Raw genomic sequence first — 21773 nt, 5'->3', positions numbered from 1 at the left:
CTCGAGGCGGTACGGTGTAAATCGCTAACTTAGTAAAGAAAGACCCTTACCCGGCGCGCCGCAACGTATTGGTCTGACGCACTTCGTCATTCGCAGTTCGCAGCAGCGACACGATCTCTTGCCCACGGGAGGTGAGCACGAAGTGAAGGCCACCGCCGTGCGCGCGCTCGTCGGTGCGGCAACGATTGCCGTGATCGCGACGATCGCCGCCGCCGCGATCACTTCCTTCCAGAACGGCTTCACCGACACGGTTCCGTTGACCGTGATGTCACCACGGGCAGGGCTGGTGATGAACCCCGACGCCAAGGTCAAACTCCTCGGCGTCCCGGTCGGCCGGGTCGGTTCGATCGAGGAACGCCCGGAGGGTCGTGCGGTCATTCATCTGGAGATGGACCCGGACCAGCTGGCCCAGATCCCCGACAACGTGGTCGTCGACATCTCGTCGGCGACGGTGTTCGGCGCCAAGTCCGTGGATCTCATTCCTCCGCCGGATCCGTCACCACGCACCCTGCAGCCGGGTCAGGTGCTCGACTCCGACCACGTCACCGTCGAGTTCAACTCCATCTTCGAGCAACTCGTATCGGTACTCACCAAGATTCAGCCCGATAAGCTCAATGAAACGCTCGGCGCCATCGCCTCGGCGTTCAATGGCCGCGGGCAGCAGTTCGGCGACACGCTGAGCCAACTCGACCGGTACCTCGCGAAGATCGAACCGAGCCTGCCGAACCTGAGTCACGACCTCGAGGTCGCACCCTCGGTACTCAACGCCTACGCCGACGCCGCGCCCGACCTGGTCCGAACCGCCGCCAACGCCACGAAAATCAGTCAGACGCTGGTCGACGAGCAACAGAACCTCGACGCGTTCTTGGTCAGCACCATCGGACTCGCCGAAACCGGCAACGACGTCCTCGGGACCAACCGTCGCGGATTGACCGACCTGCTGCACGAGCTGGTGCCGACGACCGACCTACTAAATCAGTACAACCAGGCGATCACCTGTGGGCTGGCCGGCCTCATCCCGATCGCGAAATCGCCCCCGTTGGACAAGCCGGGCATCGTGGACTCGATCGGTTTTCAGTGGGGCCGAGAACGCTACCGCTACCCCGGCAACCTGCCGAAGGTCGCTGCGACAGGTGGCGTGCACTGCCTCACTCTGCCTGCGGTGCCCTTCGACTCCCGTCCGCCGTACGTCATCACCGACGTTGGCGCCAATCCCGCGCAGTACGGAAATCAGGGGCTTCTGCTGAATTCCGATGGGCTCAAGCAACTGTTGTTCGGCCCCATCGACGGGCCGCCGCGCAACAGCGCTCAGGTCGGACAACCGGGATGACGGGCGGGCGTGCGGTTTTCGTCAAGTTCGGAATCTTCGTGCTGGTGATGACCATCTTGACCGGTTTTCTCATCCTCATCTTCGGTCAGTACCGGACGGGGTCGACGAATGCCTACTCCGCCGTGTTCAACGACATCTCCGGGCTGAAGAAGGGCGACTCGGTGCGGGCCGGCGGCTTGCGCGTCGGCACCGTCGACGACGTCGCCATGCGACCGGACCACACCATCGTGGTGGCCTTCGACGCCGACCCCGACGTGCCGATGAGCACCGGAACGAAGCTGGCCGTTCGATACCTCAACCTGGTCGGCGATCGATTCCTCGAGCTGGTCGACGGACCCGGATCCACCAGGGTGCTGCCGCCCGGGTCTCAAATCCCGGCCGACCGGACGACGCCGGCTCTCGATCTCGATCTTCTGCTGGGCGGCCTGAAGCCGGTCATCCAAGGGCTGAACCCAACGGACGTAAACGCCCTGTCAGCGGCTCTGTTGCAAATCTTCCAGGGTCAGGGCGGCACGCTGGACTCGCTTCTGTCGGAGAGCTCATCGCTGTCCAACAGTCTGGCGGACAACAACGGGGTGATCGAGCAGTTGATCGACAACCTCAACCAGGTGGTGACCACGCTCGCGGACAACGGTACTCAGTTCTCGGGGACGATCGATCGGCTGCAACGCCTCGTCACCGAATTGTCCGAGAACCGCGATCCGATCGGCGACGCGATCGACTCGTTGGACGCGGGCACCGCCTCGCTGGCCGATCTGCTCGGTCAAGCGCGCGCTCCGCTGTCCGGCTCAATCAACCAATTGAGCCGGCTGGCACCACTTCTCGACGACGACAAGGAAAAACTGGACGTCGCGCTGGCAAAGGCGCCGGAGAACTATCGAAAGCTGATCCGGCTCGGCTCCTACGGCAGCTGGCTCAACATCTACATCTGTTCGCTGTCGTTCCGAGTAACCGACCTCCAGGGCAACACCGCACTCTTCCCGTGGTTCGACCAGGCCAACGGGAGGTGCGCCGAATAATGCTCAAGTACCGCGGAGCCAGGCTCGTCCGGTCGGGTTTGATCGGCGTGATCCTGATGGTGCTGATCATCTCCGTCGGCCTGCAACCCGATCGAATCGCCCGCTGGGCCACGGCAATCCGATACCAGGCGCTGTTCACCGAAGCCGGCGGCCTTGCCGTGGGCAACGACGTCAGGATGTCCGGGCTGAAGGTCGGTGCGGTGTCCGCCGTCTCGCTCGACAAGGGCAAGGCGCTGGTCTCGTTCAACGTCGACGCCGCGGTCACGCTCGGTTCGGAGACCACCGCACACATCCGAACCGGGACACTGCTTGGCCAACGCATCCTCACCCTGGAATCCAGCGGCAGCTCGACGATGCACCAGCGCGACGTGATCCCGGTCTCCCGCACGTCGTCGCCGTACTCCCTTACCGAAGCCGTCAGCGACCTCACCACGAACACCGCGGGCACCGACACCGAGAGCATCAACCAGGCCCTCGACTCACTGTCGGCGACGATCGATCAGATCGCGCCTCGACTCGGCCCGACGTTCGACGGCGTCACCCGGCTATCGCGCTCCCTGAACAGTCGCAACGACACCCTTCGCTCGCTGCTCAAGAGCGCGGCCTCGGTAACCGGTGTGCTCGCCGAACGCAGCCAGCAGCTCAACACGCTGATCCTCAGCGCCAACGATCTGATCGGAGTGCTCAACGACCGACGCCAAGCGATCATCGATCTGCTGGCAAGCGTCTCCGCACTCTCCAAGGAGCTGTCGGGGCTGGTGGCCGACAACGAAGAGGTGTTGGCACCGACGTTGCAGAAGCTCAACTCGGTGACGGCGATGTTGGAGAAGAACCGCGACAACATCGGCAAGGCGCTGCCGGGTCTTGCCAAATACCAGATCACCCAGGGCGAGGCCGTCGCCAACGGCTACTTCTACGAGGCATTCGTGTCGAATCTCCTCCCGTCGGAGCTGTTGCAACCGTTCCTGGACTACGCCTTCGGGTTCCGACGCGGTGTCGACGCCGGGCGCCCACCCGACACCGCAGGCCCCCGAGCCGAACTTCCGCTGCCGTACAACGGCATTCCGGGGGGCCCACGATGACCGCCAGAAACGTCCGATTCGCCACCGCGGTTGCGCTGGTGGGTCTGTTGCTGGCAGGCGCCGCGTTCGTCGTGCGCACCACCTACTTCGCGCCGACGACCATCACGGCGTACTTCGTCAGCGCCACCGGCATCTACTCCGGTGATGAGGTGCGCATCGCGGGTGTGAAGGTCGGGACCATCTCCGACGTCGAACCGGTCGGCGGGCAAGCCAGAATGACGTTCCACGTCGATCGCGACGTGCCGGTCCCCGTCGACGCCAAGGCGGTCATCGTCGCCCAAAGCCTGGTTGCCGCAAGATACGTCCAGCTCACACCGCCGTATGAGACGACGGGTCCGACGATGGCCGACGGTGCGGTCATCCCCGTCGAGCGAACCGCGATTCCGGTGGAGTGGGACGAGGTCAAGGCCCAGTTGACCCGGCTGGCAACCGATCTCGGGCCTCGCAGCGGTGTGTCTGGCACGTCGCTGTCCAGGTTCATCGACAGTGCTGCCAACGCCATGGACGGCAACGGCGAGAAGCTTCGTCGGACCCTCGCCGAGCTCTCCGGACTGGGCCGCATCCTGGCCGACGGCAGCGGCAACCTCGTCGACGTCATCAAGAACCTGCAGACCTTCGTCTCGGCGTTGCGCGACAGCAATCAGCAGATCGTCGAGTTCCAAGGTCGGTTCGCCACCCTGACCAGCGTGGTGAACGACGAATCCGATCTGGGTTCGGCGTTGACCGACCTGTCGTCCGCGGTCGGGGACGTGCGGCGATTCGTGGCAGGCAGTCGGGACCAGACCGCAGAACAGCTGCAGCGGCTGACCAACGTCACGCAGAATCTCGTCGATCATCGAATGGATCTGGAGAACCTCCTGCATGCCGCGCCAAATGCGTTGGCGAACGCCTACGACATCTACGATCCCGACAGCGGCAGCCAGATCGGCAGGTTCGCGCTGAACAACTTCTCCAATCCCATGGCGCTTCTCTGCAACGCGATCACGGCGGTGGCAAGCGTCACCTCGGCCGAGACCGCCAAGCTGTGCTCGCAGACCCTTGGTCCACTGCTGAACTCGGTCAGCCTCAACGAACTCCCCTTTCCCGTCAGTCCACTGCTCATGAAGTCGATGAATCCGGACCGTCTGATCTACTCCGAGCCCGACCTCGCCCCTGGCGGCGCCGGTCCGAAACCCGTTGCACCCGAGATACCTCCAGCGGTCTCCGCCTACACCGGGCGCGACGGCGATCAAGCGCCGCCGCCCGGCTTCGGTCAGCCGCCTGCCGTGGCACCAGGTCCGTCCGCGCCCGATCACCTCCCCGCCGCGCCATCACCAGCGGTCTACCCGGGGGCACCCGTGCCAGGACCGCCGAGCCTGCCCGCCCTGCTGCTCCCCGCGGAAGCGCCGCCGTCGTGACCGGGGTGCGACGGCCGCGACCGTTCGTGGCGATCGGCCTTTGCGTCGCGCTGACATTGGCGGGGTGCGGTTTCCGAGGTGTGAACTCACTGCCGCTACCGGGGGCTGTCGGCAGTGGCTCCGACGCCAGCGTGTATCACCTGCAGTTCGCCAACATCGGTACCCTGGAGTCGAATTCGCCGGTGCTGATCGACGACGTCGTCGTCGGCAGCGTCCGCAAGATGGCGTTCTCGAATTGGCACATCGACGTGGACGTGTCGGTCCGCCCCGATGTGGTGGTGCCCGCGAACGCCGTGGCCAGCGTCGGTCAGACCAGCCTCCTTGGGTCGATGCACGTCGCGCTCGACCCGCCGCTGGGCCAATCGCCGCGCGGGCGGCTCCAGCCGGGCGCCACGATCGGGGTCGGCGACACCGCCACCTACCCGTCGACCGAACAGACCCTGTCCTCACTGTCCTCGGTCGTCACCGGCGGCGGCCTCGGTCAGATCGGCGACATCATCCACAACCTCACGGCCGCCTTGTCGGGCCGCCAGGGCGACGTCCGTGAATTGCTCAGCCGCCTCGACACCTTCGTCGGAACGCTCGACCGCCAGCGCGACGACATCATCGCCTCCATTACGGCCCTGGACCGGCTCGCCGTCACCCTCGCCGATCAGAGTGGTGTCATCGCGGACGCGCTGAAGAAGATCCCGCCCGCACTCGACGTGCTGATTCGTGAGCGCCCAAGGATCACCACCGCCCTCGACAGGCTCCGTGTATTCGGCAATACGGCAACGGCATTGGTGAACGACACCCAGGCAGATCTGGTGCGGAATCTCCAGAATCTGGAGCCGATACTCAAGGCGTTGGCAGACGTCGGCCAAGATCTCGACACCGCGCTCGCCTACACGACCGTCTTCCCGTTCGGGCAGAACATCATCGATCGAGGGGTACGGGGCGACTACATCAACTTCTTCGGCGAACTCGACTTCACGGTGCCGCGGCTCAAGCGATCGCTGTTGCTCGGCACCCGCTGGGGTGATGAGAACGCCACCCTGATTCCCGCCCCTGGTGAGCCGTACACCCAGAGATACACCTACGACCCTCTCGGTATGCCGGTCGCGCCGCCACCACCCGGCGGTCCGCTCGGTGCGGTGCCTGGGTTCCCGCCGACGCCCCAGCTCGATGCCGACCCGCCGGGCGCTCCGGTGTATCCCGTGAATCCACCGGCGGCCGCCGAGAGCCAACTGCCGGGTGCACCGCTGTTCGCCGGACCGTACCCCCCTTCCCAGGGTGGTGGCTGATGCTGGGCCGTTTCGTCCGAATTCAGTTGATCCTCTTCATCATCGTGTCGATCGTGGGCATCACGGTGATGGCCGTCCGCTACGTCCAGGCACCTACGCTGCTTGGCATCGGCCGCATCACCGTCACGCTGGAGTTACCCGCGGCTGGCGGGCTCTACCAGTTCAGCAACGTCACGTATCGCGGCGTCGAGGTCGGCAAGGTCATCGACGTTCGGGCAGTCGACGGCAGGCGCGTCGAAGCCACGCTGTCCCTGGCGACTTCGCCCAAGATCCCGGCGAACCTGGTGGCACGGGTGCGCAGCGTATCCGCGGTCGGTGAGCAATACGTCGATCTGCAGCCGCCGAACGACGCGCCGCCCTACCTGCAGGACGGGTCCGTGATCGCGCTGGACCAAACGGCGATCCCCGAACCGGTCGGTCCGATGCTCGACCGTCTCAACGCTCTGGTGAGTACCATCCCGAAGGACAAGCTCGGCCCGTTGCTCGACGAATCGTTCAAGGCCTTCAACGGCGCTGGCTACGACATCGGTTCCCTGCTGGATTCCTCGTCGAAGGTCATCGGCGAGCTCAACGGCGCGGCGGACCAGAATCGCGCTCTCGTCGACGACAGTGTGCCACTGCTGGACTCGCAAGCCGATAGCGTCGACTCGCTCCGGCAGTGGGCGCACGGCTTGGCAGGCATCACCGATCGGTTGGCACAGCACGACCCGCAGGTGCGGACGCTGCTGGAGACCGGCCCGGACTTCGCGCAGGAGGTGTCACGGCTGCTCGAACAGGTCAAGCCCACCCTGCCCGTGCTGCTCGCCAACCTCACGTCCATCGGCCAGGTCTTCCTCACCTACAACAAGTCGATCGAACAGCTGCTGGTGCTGTTTCCGCCCTACCTCGCGGGGATCCAGTCGGTCGCACCCGCCAACAATCCCACCGGTAAACCGATGGGCGACTTCGCCGTCTCGGTGGCCGACCCACCGTCCTGCACGATCGGCTTCCTGCCGCCTTCGGAGTGGCGGTCGCCTGCCGATTTGAGCGACGCCGACACCCCCGACGGGCTGTACTGCAAGCTCCCGCAGGATTCCCCGATCGACGTCCGCGGGGCGCGCAACTATCCGTGTGTCGAGCACCCTGGCAAGCGCGCGGCGACCGTGGAGGAGTGCAACAGCACCAAGCCGTTCGAGCCTCTTGCCATGCGGCAGCACGTGCTCGGTCCGTATCCGATCGATCCGAACCTGATTGCCCAGGGCATCCCGCCCGACCACCGGGTCGATTCAGGCGCTGGTCTGTACGCGCCGGTCGAGGGCACCCCACCACCGCCGGATCTGCCGGCTCCCCCCGTCGCCGACGTACCCACCGATGGTCAAGACGGGCCCGTGGCGGCCCCGAGTTCGTTCACCGACAACGGATCTGCGGCCCAGCCCGCGGTCGCAACCGCGCAGTACAACCCCCGAACCGGTGCGTACCTGGCGTCGGACGGCCGGCTCTACCACCAGTCGAACGTCGCGACCGCAACGGCGCCCACCTCGTGGACCGACCTGATGCCAGGACTGAAGTAGCCGAGTTCCATTCCGGCCCTTGGCCTTCTGCCGGTGGCCCCGAGTGCGTACGAGACCGCACTCTCAACCGCAGAACTCCTCGTTCCTTGCATGCCTAAAATAGTAAAGATAAGGTTACAGCGGACCGCTAGTTCCGAACGCCCGGGAGGCACAGGTGACGATCAGCACCGATCCGCACGACCAGCCGGTCACTCCCGATCTGAGCAGCGATCCCTACGGTTACTTCAACCACATGCGCAAGACCTCGCCGGTCTGGCGCGGCGTGCTGATGGAAAGCGACCTGATGCCGGAGGAGCTCAAATCCTCGGAGAACTGGACGTTGTTCGACTTCGAGAGCGTGTTCACGGCCTTCCGCGAGGACACGGTATTCGCCTCGGAGATGTACAACCAGACGATCGGCCTCATGTTCGGACCGACGATCCTCGGAATGCACGGCAAACAGCATCACGACCATCGCAGCCTGGTGGCGAAGGCCTTCCGGCAGAGCGCGCTCACCCAGTGGGAACCCGAAGTGATCGACCCGATCTGCGACCAACTGGTCGACGAGATCAAGGGCGACGGGCACGCCGACCTGGTCAAGGCGGTCACCTTCGAATTCCCCACCCGGGTCACCGCCGCATTGCTCGGCCTTCCGCAGGACGACCTCGAGATGTTCCGGCGACTCTCGTTGGACCTGATCTCCATCATGGACGACCTCGAGGCCGGCTTCAACGCGTCGGTCGAACTGGGCACCTACTTCCAAGAGCAGGTGGATCAGCGTCGCAGCAAGATGACAGACGACGTCATCGGCGATCTGGTCGCGGCGGAGATCGACGGCGAGAAGCTCACCGACGAGGCGATCATCTCCTTCCTGCGGCTGCTCCTGCCTGCGGGGCTCGAAACCACCTACCGGTCGTCGGGAAACCTGCTGTACCTCTTGCTCACTCATCCCGAGCAACTCGAGGCGGTGCAACGGGATCGCGACCTCATTCCGGCCGCCATCGAGGAGGGGATTCGATACGAGACACCGCTGGTTCTGGTGGCGCGCAACACCACTCGCGATGTCGAGATGCACGGCGTGACCATCCCAAAGGGTGCTGCCATCACCCTGTGCATGGGCGCTGCCAACCGCGACGAGAAGCGCTGGACCGATCCCGACAAGTTCGACATCCACCGGCCACGGCGTGCGCACATCTCCTTCGCCGGCGGAATCCACAGCTGCCTGGGCATGCACCTGGCCAGAGTCGAGACCAAGGCGATGTTGAACAGCCTGTTCGACCGCCTCACCGACCTGAAGTTGGCGCCCGATGCCGACACGAAGATCGAGGGCATGCCGTTCCGCTCCCCCGCCACCCTGCCGGTGACGTTCCGTCCCGCGCCCTAGGCTGCAACCCCTCGGCGGTGGTCAGAGGATGCGCGAGGTACGGCCCTGCCAGTAGCGGTCCCTGATACGTCGCTTGTAGAGCTTGCCGTTCGGGTCGCGAGGCAGGTCGGAGTCGAATTCCACTGTGCGAGGGCACTTGTAGGTCGCAAGGTGGGTGCGGCAGAACTCGATCAGCTCGGCAGCCAGGTCAGGCCCTGCGACGACGCCATCGGCAGGCTGCACGACGGCCTTGACCTCTTCGCCGAACTCCTCGTTGGGCACGCCGAAGACGGCGGCGTCGACCAGCTTGGGATGCATGATCAGGAGGTTCTCCGCCTCCTGCGGGTAGATGTTCACCCCGCCGGAGACGATCATGAAGCTCGAGCGGTCGGTGAGGTAGACGTAGCCGTCGTCGTCGACGTAGCCCATGTCGCCCAGCGATCGCCAGCCGCGCTCGTTCGAGACAGATGCGGTCTTCGCCGGATCCTTGAAGTACTCGAAGGTTGGGCCGCCCTCGAAGAACAGCTCGCCGGACTCGCCGACCGGGCGCTCGGACCCATCCTCGGCGACCACGTGGACTGGGCTGAACGGTCTGCCGACGGACCCCGGGTGAGCGATCCATTCCTCCGGTCCGATGGTCGACCCCGCGAAACCCTCGGTGCCGCCGTAGTACTCGTGGATGATCGGGCCGAACCAGTCCATCATCTGACGCTTGACGTCCACTGGACACGGGGCGGCCGCGTGAATGACACATTCCAGGCTCGACACGTCATACGAATCACGAACGTGCGGTGGCAGTTTCAGCATCCGCACGAACATGGTCGGCACGAACTGCGCATGGGTGACGCGGTGTTCCTGAACGAGTCGCAGCACCACCTCGGCGTCGAACCTTCCCATCAGGATCGACGCGGCCCCGACCCGGTGGACCGCCATCGTGTAGTTGACGCCCGCAGCGTGGTACAGCGGCGCGGGTGACAGATACACGCTGGATGAGGTCATGGCGTAACGCTGGGTCAGCGCTTGCTCGAGGACCTTTTGCGCCCACGAACCGTTGCCATCGGTCGGCAGTGGGCGGCGCACCGCCTTGGGCCGCCCAGTGGTGCCGGACGAGTACAGCATCTCGGAGCCGTCCGAAGGAGGCGGTGCAGCCCCGGCCTTGGCCATCAGGCCGTCGTAGGGCTGCCACCGGGGAAGCTCACCGCCCACGGCGATGTGGAGCTCGACACCGCATCCGGCACCGACGATGCGCTCCCCCAGCAGCGTCATCGATGCGTCGATGAACACCGCGCGTGATTCCGAGTCCTCGATGACGTAAAGCACCTCATCGGGGGTGAAGTGGGTGTTGACTGCGCTGTAGTAGAGACCGGAAAGCTGGCAGCCCCAGGCGATCTCGAGGAACTCGCGACGGTTAGGGAGGACGAGTGCCACTCCATCACCCCGCCGCAGGCCCGCCTCGTGGAGCACGGCGGCGACCCGTTGACTCCTGGCATACAGCTCGCCGTAGTCGATCGTGACACCGTCCGCGATATGCACGGCCGGTGAGTGCGCGGCCCCGATCGCGTGGTCGGCGATGTTCACCTACGTCGCTGACGAACCGTCAGCCGCCGCCGCAGCAGCCTGTCGGGCCGCCATCTCCGCTGGCTTGATCTGCCCACTGAGCACTTGACCGATCAGCTCTTGGACGTCCTTGCTCATCGACGCGAGGACGACGAGGTCGTTGGAGCTCTGCCAATGCACTCGCATGCCCATCAGTTCCCAGGCCCGCTTGATGTTCGCCTTGGTCGCCATCAGGGTCGTCAGCGGCGCCTGCGAAACGAGGCGCGCGATCGCCTCGACGCGGTCGTCCAGCTCGTCGCGCGGAACCACCTCGTTGATGAGGCCATATTCCAACGCCTTCTTCGCATCGACCACCTCGGCGGTGTAGAGGTAGTACGCGGCTCGTCGCCAGTTCATGAATACCCATGGCTCGATGGAGCATTCGCCAGACGGCATTCCGAACCCCTGCAGCGGAGGGTACGAGAAGTAGGCGTCCTCGGAGGCGATGACGATGTCGGTGGTCAGGCCGTAGTGAGTGCCACCACCGAGGCAGTAGCCATGCACCTGGGCGATCGTCGGCTTGGAGAACTCCCATAGGTTCAACGTGGGTTTGACGAACAGGTCCGTCTGCGCCTTCCACGGCGTGCCGGTACGTGCCGCACCCTCGGCGAAGGCCGGGTAGTCGGTCGCGTTGTCGCCGATCGCGTGGCCCGAGCAGAAGCCCTTGCCGTTGGCCTTCAGGATCACGACCTTGATGTCGTAGTCGCGATCGGCATCGAGCAGCGCCGCGTCGACCTCCTCTGCCAGCTTCTGGTCCTGAGCGTTCGCCTTCTGGGGCCAGTTGAGCGTGATGCGGGCGATGGCCCCGGCCTTCTCGTAGATGATGCGCTCGCGCGTGTCCGGCCCTAGGTCCATGTCTTCTCCTTGCTCATCATGGCGTGATCACGCCGATTTCGGCACCGATGTCGTATGTCGTGCCGACCTTGCCGGACCACTGCACGGTGCCCGTGGCACCCGCTTCGACTTCCTGCTCCACCTTCTCGGTGGCGATCGAGAACAGCGGACTACCTTCCTCCGCGTGCCCGCCGGTGTCGACGAACAACTCCACTAGCTCGGCCTCGGAGACCGCCACCGAGACCCTGGGGATGCGAATGACGAAGTCAGCCATCGATGCTCGCCGTCGACGGCTTCAGCGTTCGCAAGGCGGCTTCGACGATGCGGCCCGGCGACGGCAGCACCGCCGCCTCGAGTGCCGCCTCCGCAGGCGTCGGAACGAACCGCGCGCCAACCCGCTCGATGGGTGCTTCGAGCCGCCCGAACAGCTCGGCCGCCAGGATGGCCGCGATCTCGGCGCCCGGCCCCGCGAACTGCACGGCGTGGTGAGCGACGACCGCCCGGCGGGTGCGCCCAACGGATTCGACGATGGTCTCGACGTCGAGGGGAACCAGGGTGCGCAGGTCGACGACCTCGGCGCTGACGCCGTGCTCCCGTTCGAGGGTGCCCGCGGCCTTCAACGCATCCTGCACGCTGCGTCCGTAGCCGATGAGGGTGACGTCGGTCCCCGGCCGTTTGACGTCGGCCTTGCCGAGTGGGATCGAGAAACCGGGTTCGGTGGGCACCAACCCCTTCTGGCCCTGCAGTCGGATCGTCTCGATGAAGAGGCACGGATCCTCGTCGAAGATCGCCGACGTCAGGAGGCCCTTGCCATCGCGCGGCGTGGACGGGATGATCACCTTCATCCCCGGCACGTGCATGAACCACGCCTCCAGCGACTGGGAATGCGTTGCGCCGGTGGCCAATCCGCCGTAGACCTGGGTACGGATGGTGATCGGCGCCGTCGTCCGGCCCGCGGTCATGAACCGCATCTTCGCCGCGTTGTTGATCAGTTGGTCGGCGGCGATGCCGATGAAGTCCATGATCATGATCTCGGCGACTGGCAGTAGGCCGTCGATCGCCGCGCCGATGGCGGCACCCACGATGGCTGCCTCGGAGATCGGTGTGTCGAGCACGCGATCGCGGCCATACTTGGTCGACAGGCCCGCCGTCGGGCCTGACGCGCCGGGGTCGGCGATGTCCTCACCGAGCAGGAACACGCGGTCGTCGGACTCCAGCGCCTGGTCGAGCGCGAGGTTCAGTGCCTCGCGCATCGACATCTCCTTCTCGTCCTTCTCCTGCATGGCCGACCTCCTCAGACGGGGAACGCGATCGGGGTGGCGTAGACGTCTCGTTCCAACTCATCGACGGACGGCGCCTCGGCGGCCATGACGACCTTCAACGCGGCTTCGACGGCGGTCAGCGCCCCTTCGTCGACGCCACTCAGCTCGTCGTCGGTGCACACCCCGGTGTCGACGAGGTGCCTGCGGAAGCGCGGGACGGGGTCGGCCGCCTTGGCCGCCGCCAGCTGCTCGGAGGGGATGTAGGACATCCGATCGCCGAAGTAATGGCCGCGGAACCGGAACGTGACGCACTCGATGAACGTGGGTCCGCCGCCGTTGCGCGCCTTGGAGACCGCCTCGGCGAGCGCCTCGGCGACGGCCAACGGATCGTTGCCGTCGACGCGCACACCCGGCATGCCGTAGCCCGCCGCGCGGTCGGCGACGTGTTCGATCTTCATGGTGTCCGACGTCGGCGTCATCTCCGCGTAGAGATTGTTCTGGCACACGAACACCACCGGCAGATCCCACAGCGCCGCCATGTTCGCCGCCTCGTGAAACGAGCCCGTGGCGGTCGCGCCATCGCCGAAGCTGACCGTAGTGACGCGGTCGAGGCCCTTGCGCTTGGCGGCTATCGCCAGGCCGACGGCTACGGGGGGCCCCGCGCCCACGATGCCCGTCGACAGCATCACTCCCACTTCTGGTTTCGCGATGTGCATGGTGCCGCCCTTGCCACGGCTCGCACCGACGGTCCGCCCCATCATCTCGCCGTAGATCTCCTCCAATGGCACGCCCTTGCCGATCAGGTCGTGCAACCCCCGGTACGTGGTGACCAGCTGATCGTCGGCCCGCAGGGTCACGCCCATGGCGGCGGCGATCGCCTCTTGCCCACGGGAGGGCCAGTAGACGCACATGAACTCACCGGTGCCGATGCCCTTGCTCAACCGATCGTCGGCCGCCTTCATCAACACCATCAGTGCGTAAATGCGCCGCTGGACGTCGCCGCTTTGAATATCGTTGTCGGGAGTCACTTTTCGTACGACCCGATCTCCCGGTACACCTTCGGGACGGGCGGGGTATCCATGTTCAGCCACTTGAGCGACGACATCTTGCCGCTGGCGCCCAGCTCTCGTAGCCGACCGACCACCGCGTCGAGATCGTCACAGTCGAGTTCGTAGATCGCGATGAACGGGCCGTTGCCGTCCGTCGGGGCAAAGCGCCGTGCACCGGTGATGCCCTCGATGGAGCAGATCTCTTCGAGATGTGTTTCGTTGTACCACTCGTGGTACTCCGCTTCGCGATCCGGTGAGACGGGCGTCGTCTCCAGGTAGATGATGCCTCTTGGCATGCTCAGCTCTCCCGTCCTCGTGTCACAGGCCTCGCCAGGCTCTGGCCTTCACCCCGCAGCCGGCATCGACGGCGATCTGCTGGCCCGTGACGTAGCGGGCACCGTCGGATGCGAGGAAGACGACCAGTTCGCTGATGTCCTCCGGCTCGACGTACGGAATCGGCATCGCCTGAAGGAACGGGAACGTCACCTCGGCGTCCTCGCGGGTCGGGTTCTCGAGGTCGGGCCGGAAGGCCCGGTACATCGGCGCGCTGTGCAACATGTCGGTGTTGACGTTGGTGGGGTGCACCCCGTTCACCCGAATGTTCTGTGGGGCCATCTGCAGGGCGAGGTCGTTCACGTAGTGGGCGACGATCTGCTTGGCAAAGCCGTAGCCCGCCCCACCGCAACCCGCGTCGATGCCGCCGCTGTTCGACGCCGAGAGTGCCGCCGCCATCGAACCCGTGATGACGATCGACGCTCCTGCCTGCAGGTGTTTGATGCTCGCGTGCACCAGGTTGAGCACTCCGATGAGGTCGACGTCGACCGCATCGACGAAGGCCTGGATGCCGGAGCCCGCGGTGAGCGGTGCGATTCCGGCGTTGGCCACCACGACGTCGAGTTTGCCGAACTCCGCAACCCCCCGGTCGATCGCCGCGGAGAGGGCCACGCGATCACGAACGTCGGCGATCTCGGTGAAGGCGCGCTGGCCCTCCTTCTCGACCAGCCGGGCCGTCTCCTCGAGATCCTCGGGGCGCGCGAGTGGGTACTCGTTGGTTTCGATGTCGGCGCAGATGTCCACGGCGATGATGTCGGCGCCTTCCGCGGCCAACATCTGCGCGTGCGATCGCCCCTGACCCCGCGCCGCTCCGCTCACCAGCGCTACCTTGCCGGTTACTCTGCCCATTGCTCGCCTTCCGCCAGATCGTAATCATGGGAGCCGCACTTCGAGCTCGATGCCCTTATCCCGCAGCATCTTCGAACGTTGGGACGCCATCCCTGGGGACGTGACATCACGGACCGATCCACGACGTTCAAGAAGTTCATTGTCGCAAACTGTAAACCCTAGAGTAGCTATACTCCCTAAAATTATAAAGATACCAATCCGACCTATCCCGACAGGACATCGTGGACTTCTCGTACCCGGCGGAGGTGGAGCGGTTCCGCAAGGAACTGCGCGCGTGGCTGTGTGACAACCTGACCGACGAGGTCGTGACGGCAGGCCGCACCCGCGGCAAGGACGTGTCCGCGTTCGACGTCCTACGCGCGTGGGACGCCGCCATGGCCGACGCGGGCTGGGGCGCTGTGTCGTGGCCGCGCGAGTACGGCGGCCGGGGCGCGACGGTGCTTGAGCAGTTGGCGTACGCCGAGGAGACGACGAGGGCGCGGGCTCCGATCCCGCTGAACGTCATCGGCCTCAACAACATCGGTCCGGCGATCATGGCCTTCGGCACGGAGGTCCAGAAGCACCAACTCCTGCCCCGCATGGTGCGTGCCGACGACATCTGGTGTCAGGGCATGTCCGAGCCGGAGGCCGGTTCGGATCTGGCATCGCTGCGCACGCGCGCGGTTGCCGACGGCGACGACTTCGTGGTCAACGGTCAGAAGATCTGGACCTCGCTCGGCGATCGGGCCGACTGGTGCCAGCTGTACGTGCGCACCGACTCGGATGCACCGAAGCACGCGGGCATCTCCTGCCTGATCGTCGACATGACGCTGCCGGGAATCGAGGTGCGCCCACTGGTCAACCTGAACGGCAACGCCGACTTCGCGGAAGTGTTCTTCAATGACGTCCGTGTCCCTGCAGCCAGCCTGCTTGGCCCGATGAACGGCGGATGGCAGGTCGCCACCACCACGTTGAGCTACGAAAGGGCAGGGGCGGCACGCCTGTACGCGGGGCTGCAGTTGCAGTTGACCGATCTCGTCACCGACCTGGCCGAACACCGGGTCGACGGACGTCGCGTCCTCGAGGATGGCGCGACACTGCGCCGACTTGGCGAGCTCGCCGTGCAGGTCGACTACCTCGAACTGCTCTGCAAGCGCTCGATCTCGGCCGCCCTGCACGGCGGTGACGCGCTTGGTTCGGCAGCCTTGGCCAAGAGCGTCTGGGCCGAGGTCGGTCAGGCGATGGCCAATTTCGCCTTCGACGTGCTCGGCCCAGAGCAGGCGGGTGGCCGGTGGACCGAGCAGCGACTGTCCTCCCGCGCGCTCACCATTGCGGGCGGCACGACCCAGATCAACAAGGGCATTACCGCGGTACGAGTGCTCGGGCTGCCGCGGAAATGAGCGCTGATGCGATGAGCGGAGGGAACCGATGAACCTCGAACTGACCGACGAGCAGGTCGCACTCCGGGACACGGTGCGGCGCTTCCTCGCCGAGAAGGCGAGCATCTCCGCCCACGTGCGCCCGTTGCTCGACGAACCGACGGGCAGCACCGACGAGGTGTGGCGTGGGCTGGCGGCCCTCGGCGCCACCGGAGTGCTCGTCGACGAGCAGTTCGGCGGAGCGGGCCTGAGCATGGTCGAGGCGGGCGCCGTTGCCGAAGAGCTCGGTGCGGGGTTGCACCCGGGCCCCTGGCTCTCGAGCGCCGTCGCTGCGACGCGCGCCCTCACCCGCAGTGGGGTGGAGGACGCCGCGCTGTTATCCGGGATCGCCGACGGAACCACGATCGCCACCGTCGGACCCCTTACCGACAGTCGGCCTCGTGCCGACACCACCGGCGCAGGCACGACCCTGCACGGCGACGTGGGCGCGCTGCCCGACGCCGCCGCGGCCGACGTTCTCCTGGTGCTCGCCGAGGAGGCCGGTGACACCGTGCTGTTTGCGGTCGATCCGTCCTCCGCGGGTGTGACCGTGACACCACGTCGACACGTGGATCCGACCAGCAAGTTGTTCGACGTCGGACTGCGCAACGTATCCGCGCGGCGGCTCGGCGTGATGTCGGCGGAGGCACTGGGTGGCCTCGTCGATGACGTGCTGATCGTGTCGGCCGCCGACGCACTCGGTGCGGCGCAGGCGGTGATGGAACTGGCGGTCGAGTACGCCAAGGTGCGCAGGCAGTTCGACGCCCCGATCGGCAGCTTCCAGGCGGTTCAGCACCTGTGCGTCGACATGTACGAGACGGTCGAACTCGCGCGCAGCGGTGTGATCCATGCACTCTGGGCCGCGGACGCCGCAGACTCCGCCGAGAGGCACCTTTCGGCGTTGCGCGCCAAGGCATTCGCGGGCCGACTGGCCACCGTCGGCGACACCGCCATTCAGGTCTTCGGTGGGATCGGCTTCACCTGGGAGCACGACGCGCACCTGTACCTCAAGCGGCTCCTCGGCTGGAGTGCCCTGCTCGGTGGCTCCGACAGGTATCTCGAGGCCGTCGGCAGGAGTCTCACCAGCGAAGTCGTGGAAGGGATCTGACATGTCCGAGATGCTCCGCGGGGTGCGCGTCGTCGAGCTGGCGTCCTGGACGTACGTTCCTGCCGCGGGCGCCGCGCTCGCGGACTGGGGCGCCGACGTCATCAAGGTCGAGGACGTCCGCGGCGGTGACCCCGGTCGCGCACTGGTCATCGGCGGGTTCACCAAGGAGGCGGCCAGGGCGCACGTCGACTTCATTCTGGAGATCGGGAACCGCGGCAAGCGAAGCATCGCCATGGACGTCAAGTCCGAGGCCGGGCGCGAGTACTTCGGGCGACTGCTGGCCACTGCGGACGTCTTTCTGACCAACTGGTTACCCGGCCCGCTGGAGCGGGCGCGGTTGACGGTCGAGGACATCCGTTCGTTCAATCCGAACATCATCATCGCGCGCGGGACCGGCACCGGCGTGCGGGGACCCGACCGCGACAAGGGCGGGTTCGACGCGGCCACCTACCTGTCTCGCGGCGGCGTGGCGTACACCCTGACGCCGTACGGTACCGAGCATCCTGCCGTGCAGGGCCCGGGATTCGGCGATCTGCAGGGCGGGATCACGCTCGCCGGTGGTCTGTGCGCCGCGCTCTTCCACCGCGAACGCACCGGCGAGCCCTCGATCGTCGACTCTTCGCTGCTGGCCCAGGCGATGTGGTCCATCGCGCCGTCGATCGCGGTCGCCGATCTGTTCGACATCGACGGAATCCCTGGCGCGCCACCCGGTCTGGCGATGAATCCACTGGTCAATCGCTACAAGACGCGTGACGGCCGGTTCATCCAATTGGTGTTCCTTCAGCCCGATCGCTATTGGGCTGGCTTCTGCGAGCGCATCGGTCTTGCCGAGCTCGCCGCGGACCCGCGATTCGTACCGTCGAGCAATCTGATCGCCAACGCCGACGAAGCGACCGCGCTCGTCGGGGCGGCCATCGCAAGTCAGGACCTGGCGCACTGGCGCGAAGTACTGGAAGACGAGCCCGGCGTCTGGGCGGCGCTGGCGACGCCGAAGGAAACGCTCAACGATCCGCAGGTAAGGCCCAACGGTTACGTCGTCTCCAACCTGGACGGTGAGGGCAATGAATACCAGATCGTCGCCGCACCAGTGCAATTCGACGAAACGCCACCCGCGCCGGCCCGCGCTCCCGAATATGGCGAGCACACCGAGGAGATCCTGCTGGAGCTCGACCTGGACTGGGACGACATCTCGGCCGCCAAGGACAGCGGCGCCATTCTTTGAAAGAGAGGTCGACAGCCATGGACAGGCGCACCCTTCAATCCGTGATCTACGAGCGCGAGCCACCGGTCGCGCGGATCATCCTCAACCGCCCCGACAAGGCCAACACCAAGGACGCGAGCCTGGTGCAGGAAGTCGACGCGTGCCTACGGGAAGCCGACCGCGACAGGGAGATCAAGGTCGTCATCCTCAAGGCCAACGGCAAGGGATTCTGCGGCGGCCACGTCGCGCGGTGGGGCCCAGACGAGAACCCGTACCCAGACTTCGGTGACACCTTCGAGGACCTGTACAAGGGGACGGCCGACTTGTTCCTCTGGCCGACGCTGTACCTGTGGGAGTTCCCGAAGCCGACGATCTCGCAGATTCACGGCTACTGCATGGGCGGCGGAATCTACCTCGGTCTGCTCACCGACTTCTGCGTCGCATCCGAGGATGCGTACTTCCAGATGCCGCTGGCGCAAAGCCTGGGTGAACCGGGCGGGCACACCATGATCGAGCCGTGGCTGCTGATGAACTGGCATCGCACCATGGACTGGTTGCTCTTGGCGCCAACGCTTTCCGCGGCGGAGGCGCTCGAGTGGGGACTGCTGAACAAGGTGGTGCCCCGCGACGACTTGGAGGCGACCGTCGAGGAGATGGCCCAAAAGCTTGCCAAGATTCCACTGACCACCTTGATGGCCGTCAAGAGCAACGTGAAGCGGGCCTATGAACTGATGGGGATGCGCGTGCACCTACAGGTCAGTCACATGGTCACCAACATGGTCGGCGCGGCGTCGGACGTCCAGGCACGGCGCGCGGAGTTGATTCAGTCCGGCCTCAAGCCAAGGGATTTTGTAGAGCGCGACTCCCCACCCCCTCGCGAGCAGACGTAAAGTGCCCTGATCTGGGCCAAATGAGGGGCTTTTACGTCTGCTCGCGGGGAGAAGGGCACCCTGCGGCATGGCGCGCGGCCACGTAGCCGAACACCATCGTGTTGGCGATGCTGCCACCGGCCCCGAGATAGGTGCGGCCCATCACCGTGGCGGTGATGTTGCCCGTGGCATACAGGCCGTCGATCACCCGATCGTGATCGTCGATCACCTGCGCAAACTCGTTGGTGATGACGCCACCGCACGTTCCGACGTCGCCGGGGAAGATCCTGGTGGCGAAGTACGGCCCGCAATCGATCGGACCGAGTGCCCTGTTCGGCCGATGGCCCGGATCCCCGAGGCAGTCGTTGTAGGCCGACTGGCCGCGTCCGAAGTCCGGGTCGAGGCCGTTGGCCGCGAACTCGTTGAAGCGCTTGACGGTATTGGTCAATTCGTCCGCGGGAACGCCGATCTCGCGCGCCAGGTCGGCGATCGTCTGGCCGCGCTTGATGACGCCCTTCTCGATCAACGCCTCGGGCACCCGACGCCTCGCGAACGGGTTGGCCCCCACCACGTAGCGGCCGACGTACCCCTGGTCGAAGACCTGCCAGCACGGCACAGCCTTGTTCGCGTACATCGCCTTGCCGACCTCGACGTAGGAGTTCGACTCGTTGCAGAACCGCCTGCCGCTCCCGTCGACGTAGATGGCACCTGGGCGCTGACGTCCGGACCCCAGCGACGCCGCGGACGGGTCGGCGATGAACGCCATCGGCAGCCACCACGCCTCGTCCAGCAGGTCGGTCCTCGCGCCGAGGCGCATCGCCGTCTGGAGCACCTCGCCGGTGTCCCCCACATTGGCGATCGACCACTTCGCCTCGTTGGGTTGGTCCCCGCTGAACTGGCGTCGCATGTCCGCGTTGCGACCAAAGCCTCCCGCAGCGAGCAGAACCCCCTTGCGCGCTTGGACGTTCACCGGCGTGCCGTCGCGCGTGATCCGAGCGCCGACGATCCTGCCGTCCTCGACGATGAGATCGTCCATCGCGGCGTTCGTCCACACGCGCGGATCACCATTGCCGTCGTCGAGCAGAGCCTTCAGGATCTGACCGATGACGGAGGCACCGTTGGTGAGGATCTCGCGACGCAGTAGCCGAGCGGCCCAGGTGCGCAGCAGCACTCGCGTCGCCACCGCAAACGCGCGCGGCGATCGGTTGAAGTACTGCACCGAGCGCAGCTCGTTCGTCTTGAGCACGAAGCCGTAGTTCTTGGCCATGGACGGCTGAACTAGACCGCTCCAGTTGCCCAGCGCGGCGGCAGCGAACGGAACGCCCTCGATTGAACGGCCAGCTGCGTTGCCGCCCTTACTGTTCGGATAGTAATCACTGTAGCCGGGGCACCGCGTCATCCGAACGCCCTTGCGCATCAGGAAGTCGATCATCTCGACACCGGCGAGCAGGAACATCTCGCGGCGGGGCTTCGACGAGGCAGGGCCGACATCGCCGATGACGTCGTCGAAGTAGGCCAGGCCGGCCTCGTATGAGTCGGCGATGCCGTCGGCCCGCATCAGCGGGTTGTTCGGCAACCACACCATGCCACCGGACATTCCGGTGGATCCCCCTACGAGGGACTGCTTTTCGACGACCAATGGTTCGATCCCGGCATCGGCCGCCGCCAGCGCGGCCACCATTCCGCCACCGCCGCTACCCGCGATCAGGAGGTCGACGGACTCGTCCCACGTCACCACGTCGGCGCCGACTCGGTGAGACCGAGGTCCGCAACCGGCACGTCGATCGTGGTGTTCGTCTTCTGAATCGCAGGTATCAGCCGCTCGTCCGGCAGCCCCGCGAGGAACCCGTCGATGACGCGTTCGAAGTTCGAGATGAGTCCTTCGATCTGCGTCGACAGCCGCATGAACTGAAACCCATTGGCGTGCAATCCCTTTTGCTGCTTCGGCAGATTGGAGAAGTCCTGGGCAGGAATCATCGGCCAACTCGGGTCGTCGGGAGCCAGCGGCACGGGTGGGGTGGGCCTGCCCTGCGACTGATCATCCGGGAAGCGGGTCAACGACCAGATCTCGAAGAGCGTCTGCTCCGGGCCGAGCGGGCGGATCCGGTACGACGACGCGCTGCTGTACTGCGGCAGGATGAAGAAGTGCGGGAAGCCGAACCCGATCGCGTCGATGTCGATGTCGTTCAGATCGGGAAAGTCGCATCCGCGGGCCCGGTGCCACTTGGTGACCGCGTCGTTGACGGCGCGTTGCCATGCCACCATGGCCTCG

Annotated in this window: 20 protein-coding genes; 11 read left to right on the top strand and 9 right to left on the bottom strand. The window is 65.7% G+C overall.

The features are described from left to right. Window positions 1-142: 142 nt before the first annotated feature. From QOD90_RS28295 to QOD90_RS28265, 7 genes are all read left to right on the top strand, one after another. Window positions 143-1330 (top strand): MCE family protein, encoded by a 1188-nt coding sequence (locus tag QOD90_RS28295; RefSeq protein ID WP_526355347.1) that lies wholly within the window; start codon window positions 143-145, stop codon window positions 1328-1330. Next, entirely contained in the window at window positions 1327-2349 is a 1023-nt protein-coding gene (locus QOD90_RS28290) for an MCE family protein (RefSeq protein WP_526355345.1), read from the top strand. The genes QOD90_RS28295 and QOD90_RS28290 overlap by 4 nt, the downstream gene beginning before the upstream one ends. Continuing rightward, on the top strand, window positions 2349-3431 hold the full coding sequence (locus tag QOD90_RS28285) for an MCE family protein (protein WP_526355343.1): 1083 nt from the start codon (window positions 2349-2351) through the stop codon (window positions 3429-3431). Before QOD90_RS28290 ends, QOD90_RS28285 begins: the two co-directional genes overlap by 1 nt. After that, the gene (locus tag QOD90_RS28280) at window positions 3428-4828 is read left to right on the top strand and encodes an MCE family protein (RefSeq protein WP_526355341.1); all 1401 of its coding nucleotides are present in this window, start codon (window positions 3428-3430) and stop codon (window positions 4826-4828) included. Before QOD90_RS28285 ends, QOD90_RS28280 begins: the two co-directional genes overlap by 4 nt. Further along, window positions 4825-6111 (top strand): MCE family protein, encoded by a 1287-nt coding sequence (locus tag QOD90_RS28275; protein WP_526355339.1) that lies wholly within the window; start codon window positions 4825-4827, stop codon window positions 6109-6111. The genes QOD90_RS28280 and QOD90_RS28275 overlap by 4 nt, the downstream gene beginning before the upstream one ends. Then, window positions 6111-7661, top strand: a complete 1551-nt coding sequence (locus tag QOD90_RS28270) for an MCE family protein (RefSeq protein WP_526355337.1) — start codon at window positions 6111-6113, stop codon at window positions 7659-7661. The genes QOD90_RS28275 and QOD90_RS28270 overlap by 1 nt, the downstream gene beginning before the upstream one ends. Window positions 7662-7815: 154 nt before the next feature. Then, complete coding sequence (locus QOD90_RS28265) at window positions 7816-9024, top strand: cytochrome P450 (RefSeq protein WP_526355335.1); 1209 nt, start codon at window positions 7816-7818, stop codon at window positions 9022-9024. A gap of 21 nt (window positions 9025-9045) precedes the next feature. Here the strand turns inward: QOD90_RS28265 and QOD90_RS28260 are convergent, their stop codons facing one another. Genes QOD90_RS28260 through QOD90_RS28230 form a run of 7 tightly spaced genes read right to left on the bottom strand, consistent with a single transcriptional unit; the run spans window position 9046 to window position 14926 of the window. Further along, window positions 9046-10581, bottom strand: a complete 1536-nt coding sequence (locus tag QOD90_RS28260) for an AMP-binding protein (protein ID WP_526355333.1) — start codon at window positions 10579-10581, stop codon at window positions 9046-9048. After that, window positions 10582-11454, bottom strand: coding sequence for an enoyl-CoA hydratase/isomerase family protein (locus tag QOD90_RS28255; protein WP_526355331.1), 873 nt, complete (start codon window positions 11452-11454; stop codon window positions 10582-10584). It abuts the gene before it with no gap. Window positions 11455-11470: 16 nt separating this feature from the next. Then, on the bottom strand, window positions 11471-11707 hold the full coding sequence (locus QOD90_RS28250) for a biotin/lipoyl-containing protein (RefSeq protein WP_526355329.1): 237 nt from the start codon (window positions 11705-11707) through the stop codon (window positions 11471-11473). Beyond that, window positions 11700-12716, bottom strand: coding sequence for an alpha-ketoacid dehydrogenase subunit beta (locus QOD90_RS28245; RefSeq protein WP_526355327.1), 1017 nt, complete (start codon window positions 12714-12716; stop codon window positions 11700-11702). Before QOD90_RS28245 ends, QOD90_RS28250 begins: the two co-directional genes overlap by 8 nt. Window positions 12717-12727: 11 nt before the next feature. Then, on the bottom strand, window positions 12728-13666 hold the full coding sequence (locus QOD90_RS28240; protein WP_526355349.1) for a thiamine pyrophosphate-dependent dehydrogenase E1 component subunit alpha: 939 nt from the start codon (window positions 13664-13666) through the stop codon (window positions 12728-12730). A 53-nt stretch (window positions 13667-13719) separates the two neighbouring features. After that, window positions 13720-14040 carry a hypothetical protein gene (locus tag QOD90_RS28235; protein WP_526355325.1) on the bottom strand — a complete coding sequence of 107 codons (321 nt, stop codon included), beginning with the start codon at window positions 14038-14040 and terminating at the stop codon, window positions 13720-13722. 22 nt (window positions 14041-14062) lie between these two features. Then, window positions 14063-14926: a mycofactocin-coupled SDR family oxidoreductase gene (locus tag QOD90_RS28230; RefSeq protein ID WP_526355323.1), complete on the bottom strand. Its 864-nt coding sequence runs from the start codon at window positions 14924-14926 to the stop codon at window positions 14063-14065. 221 nt (window positions 14927-15147) lie between these two features. Between QOD90_RS28230 and QOD90_RS28225 the strand changes: the two genes are divergently transcribed. Genes QOD90_RS28225 through QOD90_RS28210 form a run of 4 tightly spaced genes read left to right on the top strand, consistent with a single transcriptional unit; the run spans window position 15148 to window position 19522 of the window. Beyond that, entirely contained in the window at window positions 15148-16305 is a 1158-nt protein-coding gene (locus QOD90_RS28225) for an acyl-CoA dehydrogenase family protein (protein WP_526355321.1), read from the top strand. 28 nt (window positions 16306-16333) lie between these two features. After that, entirely contained in the window at window positions 16334-17431 is a 1098-nt protein-coding gene (locus QOD90_RS28220; RefSeq protein WP_526355319.1) for an acyl-CoA dehydrogenase family protein, read from the top strand. Window position 17432: 1 nt separating this feature from the next. Further along, entirely contained in the window at window positions 17433-18653 is a 1221-nt protein-coding gene (locus QOD90_RS28215) for a CaiB/BaiF CoA transferase family protein (protein WP_526355317.1), read from the top strand. A gap of 17 nt (window positions 18654-18670) precedes the next feature. Next, window positions 18671-19522 (top strand): enoyl-CoA hydratase/isomerase family protein, encoded by an 852-nt coding sequence (locus QOD90_RS28210; protein ID WP_526355315.1) that lies wholly within the window; start codon window positions 18671-18673, stop codon window positions 19520-19522. A gap of 31 nt (window positions 19523-19553) precedes the next feature. Here the strand turns inward: QOD90_RS28210 and QOD90_RS28205 are convergent, their stop codons facing one another. Both QOD90_RS28205 and QOD90_RS28200 read right to left on the bottom strand, forming a co-directional pair. Then, on the bottom strand, window positions 19554-21239 hold the full coding sequence (locus QOD90_RS28205; RefSeq protein WP_526355313.1) for an FAD-dependent oxidoreductase: 1686 nt from the start codon (window positions 21237-21239) through the stop codon (window positions 19554-19556). Continuing rightward, window positions 21233-21773: SRPBCC family protein (locus tag QOD90_RS28200; RefSeq protein ID WP_526355311.1), on the bottom strand; the 541-nt coding region annotated here is incomplete at its 5' end. The genes QOD90_RS28200 and QOD90_RS28205, both read right to left, overlap by 7 nt.

Origin of the sequence: Mycobacterium sp., assembly GCF_032161845.1 — a bacterium.
GTDB lineage: Bacteria > Actinomycetota > Actinomycetes > Mycobacteriales > Mycobacteriaceae > Mycobacterium.
The sequence above is the reverse complement of the archived record's forward strand: the minus strand, read 5'-3'. Positions and strand labels throughout refer to the sequence as shown.